Annotated in this window: 14 protein-coding genes; all 14 read right to left on the minus strand. The window is 58.6% G+C overall.

Annotation, left to right across the window (positions count from 1 at the left end; translation table 11 throughout):
* Positions 1 to 310 (minus strand): phage portal protein (locus E5329_RS26810; RefSeq protein ID WP_135992252.1); only part of this gene is annotated, 310 nt, incomplete at its 3' end.
* 74 nt (positions 311 to 384) lie between these two features.
* The gene (locus tag E5329_RS26815; RefSeq protein ID WP_016213938.1) at positions 385 to 570 is read right to left on the minus strand and encodes a hypothetical protein; all 186 of its coding nucleotides are present in this window, start codon (positions 568 to 570) and stop codon (positions 385 to 387) included.
* Between the two features lie 148 nt (positions 571 to 718).
* Positions 719 to 883 carry a hypothetical protein gene (locus E5329_RS30155; RefSeq protein ID WP_016213937.1) on the minus strand — a complete coding sequence of 55 codons (165 nt, stop codon included), beginning with the start codon at positions 881 to 883 and terminating at the stop codon, positions 719 to 721.
* 138 nt (positions 884 to 1,021) lie between these two features.
* A complete protein-coding gene (locus E5329_RS26820) occupies positions 1,022 to 2,629 on the minus strand; it encodes a terminase large subunit (protein ID WP_135992253.1) in 1,608 nt (535 codons plus the stop codon).
* A gap of 114 nt (positions 2,630 to 2,743) precedes the next feature.
* Positions 2,744 to 3,253, minus strand: coding sequence for an Nmad4 family putative nucleotide modification protein (locus E5329_RS31240; protein ID WP_275443788.1), 510 nt, complete (start codon positions 3,251 to 3,253; stop codon positions 2,744 to 2,746).
* Positions 3,208 to 3,528, minus strand: a complete 321-nt coding sequence (locus tag E5329_RS26830) for a hypothetical protein (RefSeq protein ID WP_135992254.1) — start codon at positions 3,526 to 3,528, stop codon at positions 3,208 to 3,210. Before E5329_RS26830 ends, E5329_RS31240 begins: the two co-directional genes overlap by 46 nt.
* Positions 3,529 to 3,640: 112 nt before the next feature.
* A complete protein-coding gene (locus tag E5329_RS26835; RefSeq protein WP_135992255.1) occupies positions 3,641 to 4,009 on the minus strand; it encodes a DUF7698 family protein in 369 nt (122 codons plus the stop codon).
* A gap of 128 nt (positions 4,010 to 4,137) precedes the next feature.
* Positions 4,138 to 4,338, minus strand: coding sequence for a hypothetical protein (locus E5329_RS26840; protein ID WP_016285847.1), 201 nt, complete (start codon positions 4,336 to 4,338; stop codon positions 4,138 to 4,140).
* Positions 4,335 to 4,547, minus strand: coding sequence for a hypothetical protein (locus E5329_RS26845; RefSeq protein ID WP_135992256.1), 213 nt, complete (start codon positions 4,545 to 4,547; stop codon positions 4,335 to 4,337). Before E5329_RS26845 ends, E5329_RS26840 begins: the two co-directional genes overlap by 4 nt.
* Positions 4,544 to 5,215, minus strand: a complete 672-nt coding sequence (locus tag E5329_RS32390; RefSeq protein ID WP_135992257.1) for a gamma-glutamylcyclotransferase family protein — start codon at positions 5,213 to 5,215, stop codon at positions 4,544 to 4,546. Before E5329_RS32390 ends, E5329_RS26845 begins: the two co-directional genes overlap by 4 nt.
* A gap of 96 nt (positions 5,216 to 5,311) precedes the next feature.
* Entirely contained in the window at positions 5,312 to 6,253 is a 942-nt protein-coding gene (locus tag E5329_RS26855; protein WP_135992258.1) for an amidoligase family protein, read from the minus strand.
* 140 nt (positions 6,254 to 6,393) lie between these two features.
* Complete coding sequence (locus E5329_RS26860; protein ID WP_016289720.1) at positions 6,394 to 6,612, minus strand: DUF4314 domain-containing protein; 219 nt, start codon at positions 6,610 to 6,612, stop codon at positions 6,394 to 6,396.
* A complete protein-coding gene (locus E5329_RS26865) occupies positions 6,596 to 7,378 on the minus strand; it encodes a virulence protein (protein ID WP_135992259.1) in 783 nt (260 codons plus the stop codon). The genes E5329_RS26860 and E5329_RS26865 overlap by 17 nt, the downstream gene beginning before the upstream one ends.
* An 81-nt stretch (positions 7,379 to 7,459) precedes the next feature.
* Positions 7,460 to 8,926, minus strand: a complete 1,467-nt coding sequence (locus E5329_RS26870) for a DNA cytosine methyltransferase (RefSeq protein ID WP_408634709.1) — start codon at positions 8,924 to 8,926, stop codon at positions 7,460 to 7,462.
* Between the last annotated feature and the right edge of the window lie 32 nt (positions 8,927 to 8,958).

Raw genomic sequence — 8,958 nt, forward strand, 5'->3', positions numbered from 1 at the left:
GTTCGGTAAACTCTTGTTCTTTTTCTCTCCTCAAAAATCGCAATTTCCTATAAAGTAAAAAATACAGCGGATGTTCCGCTGCCTTTTCCTTCCCGCCGTCCTCCGTGTATTTATAAAAGTGCAGTGGCAGCCCCGCCACCGCCTCCGACAGAATCCGGACGCAGGAGTACACTGCCGTCATCTGCATGGAGGTGCGCTCGTTCACCCTTTTCCCAGATGTGCTGTTCCCAAGGAAAAAGCTGTAGGCGCTCCCCGACGTCCTGTTCTGGGGAGCATCCCTCGCCCGGAACAAGCCGCTGAATAATCCCATAAATACCACGCTCCTTTCCAAAAACGGACAGCAGGAAGGCGCCGCCGAAGCAGCGCCCCCTGTGCCGTCCCGTCTTAGCCGTTTACCGATGCAACCTCTAAAACCGTGTCTCCGTTGTGCGGGTATGCCCTGACCACCTCGCAGTCACGGTAGAGGCCCATCTCGTAGATCCCGTAGACCTCATCCCCAAGCTCCGCGTCGTAGATCCGCATCCTGGATTCCTTGATCTTGTGCTTTGCAATAAATTCGTGTACCTTCATGTGCGTTACCTCCGTTTTCTTTTTTGATTTCCCTTTCGGTAGTACACATATTCGCTCTGAATGCCGGTAATAGCAAGTCAATTCCCGCCATAAAGTACACAAACATCCGGGGCAGTTTTTGTGTGGTTTATGCCCCGGAAAAGCCGTCTCAGACCAGCCGTCTCAGAGCGGTACGGCACACCTGCCTCGCCCTCTTTTTCAGCGGCCGCTTCCACCTGCGGATGGATACCGCTTTTGTGTGGTTCCTTGACCAGCCGCCGAAATCCTCCCACTCATATTTTCCAAACCTTTCTTCCGCTCCATATGGCTTCATCAGAAATCCCTCCATCCAGATAATTTCCGGGATATCCTCCCGGTAAGTGACATATTCGCTCTGAAGCCACAGGATAGCAAGCGGATTCCGGCAGTATCTTAGACAAACATTTTCAGCGGGGTTTGTGCATTTTTACGGTCAGAATACAATCAAACCGCGGGTATCGTAGACGCTCTCAGAGGAGATGTTCCCGCAGCGGATCGCCCGGTCAAGCCCCATAATCGCGGCCACCGCCCCGTCAATCTTCTCCGTAGATTTTTCCTTGTCCGCCTTGATATTGCCCGCCGGGTCGGTGCGGATGAAGATGTTGTCCATCATCCACCGCAGGACCGGATGCCCGCCATGGGCGACCATCTGTTCCAGCACCAGCTTCATCAGCTCCTTGGTGGGCGGGGACATATCCTTGAAACCCTGCCCGAACGGGACCACCGTGAAGCCCATGCCCTCCAGGTTCTGCACCATCTGCACAGCGCCCCAACGGTCGAAGGCGATCTCCCGGATGTTGAACCTCTCCCCAAGCCGCTCAATGTATTTCTCAATATAGCCGTAATGCACCACGTTCCCTTCCGTGGTCATCAGCTTCCCCTGCCGCTCCCACACATCGTAGGGGACATGGTCGCGCCTCACACGCAGCTCCAGCGTCTCCTCAGGCACCCAGAAGTACGGCAGGATACAGTATTTGTCCTCCTCATCCAGCGGCGGGAACACCAGCACGAACGCCGTGATGTCCGTGGTGGAGGACAAGTCCAGCCCGCCGTAGCAGACACGCCCTTCCAGGCCGTCCTCGGAAACGGGGAAGGCGCAGGCATCCCATCGATCCATGGGCATCCACCGCACCGCCTGTTTCACCCACTGGTTCAGGCGGAGCTGCCGGAAGCTGTTCTCCTCCCCCGGATTCTGCTTTGCCGACTCACAGGCTGCCTCCACCTTGTCAATCCCCACCGTGATGTTCAGCGAAGGATTGGCTTTCTTCCACACCTTCGGGTCCGTCCAGTCGTCCGCCTCATCCGCGCCGTAGATGACGGGATAGAAGGTCGGGTCGATCTTCCTGCCCTCCAGGATATCCTTCGCCTTCTGGTGCGTTTCGTAGCAGATGGAATGGGTGTCCGTCCCCGCCGTGGTGATGAGGAAATACAGCGGCTGCATCCGGGCGTCCCCGGAGCCCTTGGTCATGACGTCAAACAGCTTCCGGTTCGGCTGCGTGTGCAGCTCGTCGAATACCACGCCGTGGATGTTGAAGCCGTGCTTGGAATACGCCTCCGCCGAAAGCACCTGGTAGAAGGAATTGGTGGGCGTGTAGATGATCCGCTTCTGCGAGGCGAGTATCTTCACCCGCTTATTCAGCGCAGGGCACATCCGCACCATGTCCGCCGCCACGTCAAAGACGATGGTGGCCTGCTGCCGGTCGGCGGCGCACCCGTACACCTCCGCCCGCTCCTCCCCGTCCCCGCAGGTAAGGAGCAGCGCCACAGCGGCGGCAAGCTCCGACTTGCCCTGCTTCTTCGGGATCTCAACATATGCTGTGTTGAACTGGCGGTAGCCGTTCGGTTTCAGAGTGCCGAAAATGTCACGGATGATCTGCTCCTGCCAGTCAATCAGCTCAAAGGGCTTCCCTGCCCATGTCCCCTTGGTGTGGCAGAGGCTCTCGATGAACATCACGGCAAAATCGGCGGCGTCCTTATCATAGCGGCTGTCCTTCGCCTTAAATTTTGTTGGCCTGTATTTTTTCAGCTTCCGCATCGCCATCGGCATCACCTCCAGAAGATGGCATAAAAATTGGCCTGCCTATGGCAAGCCCCAATCTATCGGTACAAGATACAGAGCCTTCCGGCTCCGTTCTTGTAATGCTCTGTTTTTCGTTTACTGCTGCATCGCCCAGGCGATTGCGTGGCCGTCATCCTCGAACTCGGCTCCGCTTGCCGCCCGGAGTCCGATGGCTCCTTCGCAGGTGTGGTCGTCGCCCAGGAATTCGTAAGCCGCCCCGAAGTAGCAGGGCTTGTTCGGGCCGTTGAAAAAGTACCCGGCGATGACCACCCTGTCGCCAAAGGTCAGCAGCTTGCTCCATCTGCACTCCAAATCTTCCGGCGTGGTGGGGTTCGGCAGTCTGTAAATCCTCATTGCATCGTTGATCTTCATGGTCTGTGTCCTCCGTTTTCTTTTTTTGTTTTCCCTTTCGGTAGTACACATATTCGCTCTAAATGCCGATAATTGCAAGCAAATCCGGAGCATAAAGTACACAAACATCTGCTGGGGAAACTGTGTATATCTGCCACGGGCAAAAGAGCCTTCCGGCCCGGTTGCCCTGCGGAAAACCCGCCTGGATGCTATTGGAACGGAAGCTCCACCGACTCTTCCATCTCTCTTTTCCACTCCGCATATTCCTCGTCGGTGACTTCCGCCGCCCCGGTGCAGACCGGGCATTCCTGTCCAAGCTCCCTGTCCGACGGTGCCTCCGCCCCAGGCTCATACTGGTTCGGCTCCTCCCACTGCCTCCGGGCCTTTTCATTTGCCTGCCGGATCGCCGTCTCCTCATCGGGGGCCTGCTCCATGTCGTTCCACCATTCCGGCTCGCAGGGCCAGCCTTCCGCATTAAAATCCGTACCCGGAACCACCAGCCATACTTTATACCATTTCATCCCTGCCATAAAAAAAATCCTCCTTCGCCCCGCACTGCCCTGCGGATGTATTTTTTGCCTTCCAGTTTTTTCCGGGGCTTCCGGCCTGCCGGTTTTCCTTCCCGGCAGGCCGCCCCGTGCCTTACGCTTCTTCCGCCGCCATCTGGATCGCCGGGATGACCGCCCGCTCCTGGGTCTGGAAGTCCGTGTAGTTCGCCTTCACTTCGGCCAGCCCCGCCATCTGGAAGCCATGCTTTGCAAATTCCGCAAGCGTCGGGATCAGGCTGGAAAAGGTGCTGCTGATGGTGAACTCGGTGATGCCGTTCTCCTTCAGCGTTTCCGTGATCTCCCCGACCTCGCTGTCCCAGATGGCCTCGCCGAAGTCTATCCTGTCGTTGCCCGCCGTGATGCTGTTGCGGTATGCCCAGAACAGTGTCGGGTTGATCCCCCATTCCTTAAGGCTTGCTGCTTTCTCTGCGATGGCCTTCTCAAAAAGTTCGATCTTCTTCATGGTGTGTACCTCCGTTTTGTTTTTTTGTTTTCCCTTTCGGTAGTACACATATTCGCTCTAAAAGCACATATTATCAAGTTATTTACGGGCATAAACTGTACAAATATCCGCGCCGGGAATTGTGTAGTTTATGGTGCCTGATCCCCGCCAAGCTCCCGGCGGATCACGTGTTTGGAGTGCTGCCGCTCCGACTTTTTGAACGGCCGCTTGTAGCGCCTCCGCCTCTGCCCGCGCCTTTTTCCGGACGCGGGCATGGCGATCCCGGTGTGCATCTCATCCCCGTACTGGTGGTCCTCGATCCACCGGAGGTTCCTGCCATATGCCTTCATCCTTCGCTGCCCCCTTCCGCGCATCTGTGGATGGCTGCAAGGATGGCATCCTGCTCCTTTTCATCCACACCGATGCTTTCAAGCGCCTGCCGCGTTCCGCAGTCAGGGCATATGGATGTCCTTCCATCCTCCCGCGAGACTGCCGGCCTCCCGCGGTAAGCCTGCCCGCACCTGGGGCATACCCTCTTTTTCCTGTCCGTGTGTTTCATTCCGCATCTGCCTCCCTTCCAAGCGCCGCCTCCCTGCTGCGGAACATCCGCCCTGCGGACGCGCGGCACTGGCTCCCATTCCTGTTCTGCAGGCAGAAGTACCTCCCGTCAAACGCCCGCACGGTGTATGCGCCGGTGCAGCCGTTCTTCCGGTTCGTCACCAGGAAGCAGGCGTCCCCCGCCTTCCACCCGCCCGGAAATTCCCGCGCCTCCCCCGCCGCGCTGTCGGCATACGCCCGTTCCAGGAACGCCTCGTCAAAACCGAAGCTCCGGTAGCCCTGTCTGCAGGTCTCCATGTAGGATCGGCTCGGCAGCCCCAGCGGGCGGTCCTCATGCATGATGTAGACGAAAACCTTCCGCAGCCGCACCTTCCCGGTCCGGATGCCTTTAAGCGGCAGCTCCATCTCTTTTTTGTAGTAGAAAGTGGGGAAGCCCTCGTAGCGGTCCAGGGCCGCCTCGTTCTCCGCGCTCACCTCCCAGGCCGCCACAGGGACGCTCGCGCCCTCCTGCGGCTCGATGGTGAGGTAGGAGCCGGTCCTGCTGCCTTTGAACAGCAGCCGGTAGCCCTCAATCACCGAAGTGCCGATGATCCTCGCCCCAGGGCAGCGCATCCGCATCTGGGGGATGTTTAAGTTGGAGCCGTATGCGATGTAATATCTTTTTTCCATTGTGTCTTCCTTCCTTTCCGAAGGGCCTACCCTTCTACTGCCTTAAGGCCGCTTTTTGCGGCTTGGGTAAGGCGGCAGGAGGCTGGGTCCTGCGGTTTATCTCCCGTTTCGGAAGGATGCGTCCCCGCTTAAGCGGCGGGTGAGGACCTCCCTCGCGGTCTTGAATTCGTCCCCGATGAAGCCGAGCCGGAGGAGCCAGGTCCTCATGGCGTATTTGGGGTTCTCATGCTGCTGCGGCTTCGGGCTTGCGCTCTTCACTTCCTTCGCCATCTGGCTGAGCAGGAGGCAGAACTGGATGTACCCCTTGAGCTGCCCTGCGTGGAGGCCGTTGCGCTTCCCGTCTGCCGGGGCGTCGAACTGGAAGAGCCGGAACTCGACTGTGGCCTTCGTGAAGGTCGCATGGTAGTTGAGCATATGGTACCGGCTGTCGTTGTAGTGGGCGCTGCGGTTGTAGCCTGCGCCGTGGCTTGCGTACCAGATGTCCGCGAGGGCTGCCATCGTCTGCGGCTTCTTTTTGTTGAGCTGCTCCAGGAAGCGCGGGTCAACCGTGCGGCAGTAGCGGCTCATCCTGCCCCGGTCAAGGTCGAGGGCTTCCGCGATCAGGCCCTCATGGCCCGCCATGATGTTGGCGAGGTTTCTCAGGCTCTGCGGCGTGTGGCCTTTTGCCCCGATGTGGATGTGTACCCCGCAGCCCCTCCCCGCGTCGCTCTTCGCGCCGGCGTGCCGGAGCTGCCGGACAAGTTCCTGCAGGGTTTCAATGTCAGCGTAGGTGAGGACCGGCGTCACCAGCTCGCATTTTTCGCTGTCCGGCCCCGCGATGCTGACGTCCCTCTGGAATTTCCATTCCCTGCCGTCGGCGTCCCAGGCGCTCCAGGTGCAGTAGCCGTTCCGACCTGCTGTGTCTTTGTACCGCCCTGTTCCGAAAAAGTCTGCCGCGACCTTCGCCGCCCTGCTCCTCGTGATGCCGTTCATCTCTATCTCCACCCCGATGGTCTGTTTCTTTGCTTCCGCTATCTGCCTTGCCATTTTTTCGTTCATCCCTTTTACCTCCGTTTTGTGTGTTTTCCCTTTCGGTAGTACACATATTCGCTCTAAAAGGGGATAATAGCAAGTCAATTACGGGCATAAAGTACACAAGGTTTGATGCCGTATTTTGTGTAGTTTATGGGTTCCTCCCACTATATTTTGCGGACTTCGTCCTCGCCGTAGATCACATGGAGGTGCGAACCGTTGTTCCAGCGGACCATCAAAGAAGCCGTGTCGTCCACACCTTCCACCACGCCCTCCGTCCCGGCTGGCGGGGCCTGGCAGTCGTCCATCCTGACCAGGGCCACCCGCGTCCCCGCAGGGTACTCCCTGCGGACGCGCTCTACAATCTCCCTACTCGGAAATGTCATTGTCTGCCGCCCCCTTCCTTGCCCCGCTCTTGAAGCTGCCGTTGCCGGAGAGGTTCTTCAGCAGGACCTTCCTCTCGTTTTTGTATTCCTCCCCGATGAATCCGAGCCGGAGCAGGAAGCACCGGAAGGCGTATTTCTCGTTGTCTGCCGGCCGCTCCTTCGCCGTGACACGCTTCTGCTTCCGCGCCATGTCGCAGAGGGCGGTGATGAAATGCGTGTATGCCTTCGCCGCATCGCCATCCTGCCCGTCCGCGAACCAGGGGAAGGAGACCTTCTCCTCATCCGCCTCAACCGGGAGGCTCTCAACCGCCAGCGCCTTTTTGATCAGGGCGGCCTTGGCGTCCACCAGCCTGTGCAGGTTCTCCAGGGCGGCGTCCGTGAAGGACTCCCTCGGCAGCGACACCGTAAGCCTGATGCCCGCATCCTGCGGTTCTGCCTGGGCGGTTTCTCCAACTGCCGCCGTCTCCGGCGCATCTGTGGCCGGTTCCTCCGTGGTTTCTTCTGCGGCTGCTCCCGCTTCTTCTGTAGAATCTTCCGGCTCTGCCGTGAAGCCTGCCTGTGCCAGCCCTGCCAGGACCTTTTCCACCAGTTCCTCACTGCTGCGCTCATCCCAGGCCAGCGTCCCTTCTTTGCTGACCGTAAAATTGCTGATGGCGTATGCGCAGGTCGGCATCCTCATGTAGACCGCCTTCATCCCGACGATCCCGGAAATGGCCTTTACCATCTCTTTCCTGCGTTCCCCTGTTGCGTTGAATCTTCTTTCCATGCTGTTTGCCCTCCTTTTTTTGTGGTACTACATTAATCACTCAAAGTGGTAAAAATAGCAAGGGAAACTGCAGGAAAAATGTTACAATAAAAAGTCCGGGAACTGGGCGTAGTACACAATGCCCGCAAGCACGAAATAGGCGTTCGGCAGCGCGATGCCGTTCCCCCACATTTTGTATTCGGCACTATCCGAGTGGGGGTTTTTCAGCCATTTCACTATCTGCCTGTCGGTCTTCGGCTTTTTGGAAGTCCCCATGATCTTCCGGTGGGTCTCAAAGACCTCCCGCCAGAACGCCAGCTCATCCTCTGTGGGGTCCTCCGTGCCAAGGCCGTCACACCACCAGTCCGGGAAGCCCTGCAGCCTCGCGCATTCTGTAGGCGTCAGCCTCCTCACGATGTAGTCCGGCTCCTCCTTCAGATCGTTGATGACGGGCGGGTCCTTATAATCAGTAGCCACCAGCGTGTTCGCCAGCTCCCTCTCCGCCCGCGTGAAATGGGAATTCTTGCTCGTGCAGTAGGTCGGCTGCGCCACGGCGTGGCGGTCCGTTGCATCCAGCGTGAAAGAAACATCCTTATTGATGCCGCTGCCCTGCGGCCCGTTTTTGTCGTCCCGCCCGATCATGGAGCCCTGGAGGACGAAAGTCTGCATCTGCATGTTCCGGGTCGCCATCAATGCCCCGGACTTCCCGTGCAGGTCGATGACTTCGTCCCTCTGGTTGATGTGGAACGCCGACATCCCCTCCGGCTCCACCACGGCGATCCCTCCCTGGTTCGATGAGGGATTGCCGCAGTTGCAGTCCAGCGTCCGGGCAGTTGCCGCCTCGTAAAATCCACTGTGGGGATTGTCGGACTTCATGGCGTTGCTCTCCTTGGAGCAGATGCCGTAAGCCTGCACTGGCACGAACACCGTCTGGTCGTTATTGCAGGAGAGCGTCGCCGATTTATCCTCCTGGACTAAAATGCCCTTGCCCCCGCCGGATTTTCCAGCCCTCACCTTCATGGTCTTGGGTGTGTCCGGCTCCGCCACAAAAGGCTGGTTGTTCCCGCCCATCCCGTAGATGGCGCTGACTGTAGGCGCGGTTTCCAGCGGTCCCGTGTAGCGCGTGTCCTGCGAATGGTTCTCAAACATTACCGCCGCAGGCACCGTCCCGGCGCGGAGCGTAGGCGAGGTTTCCTCTTCATAGCCGATGCCCCGCGCCTGTGCGGAATGCTCCGTGCAGAAGCCTGCCGCATCCAAAACACACGGCGGGTGGTGCGCCTCCGCCCGCAGGGTGCAGGCAGCGTCCTCCATCACGTCCATCCTCTGCCCGCCCTGGTCGCAGAGGCAGGTCACTCCTTCCCGGACGCCGCCTGCCGCTCCAGCGCCTTCCTCAGTATGGCGGGCAGCTCCTTGCCACGCGCGGAAGCCCTCCGCAGAATACCCAGACACGCCTTCGGACTCAAATAATATTTTTCCGGCACCCCACCCTGCAAAATCTGCGACAAGGTAGATGCGTTTCCTTCGCTGGGGGACTCCCCACAGTTGCGCTAATGTAAAGCGAAAAATAATGTAAAGTCGCCTCCTTCAAATGCCAGATATGC

The organism is Petralouisia muris (assembly GCF_004793545.1).
Lineage (GTDB): Bacteria > Bacillota > Clostridia > Lachnospirales > Lachnospiraceae > Petralouisia > Petralouisia muris.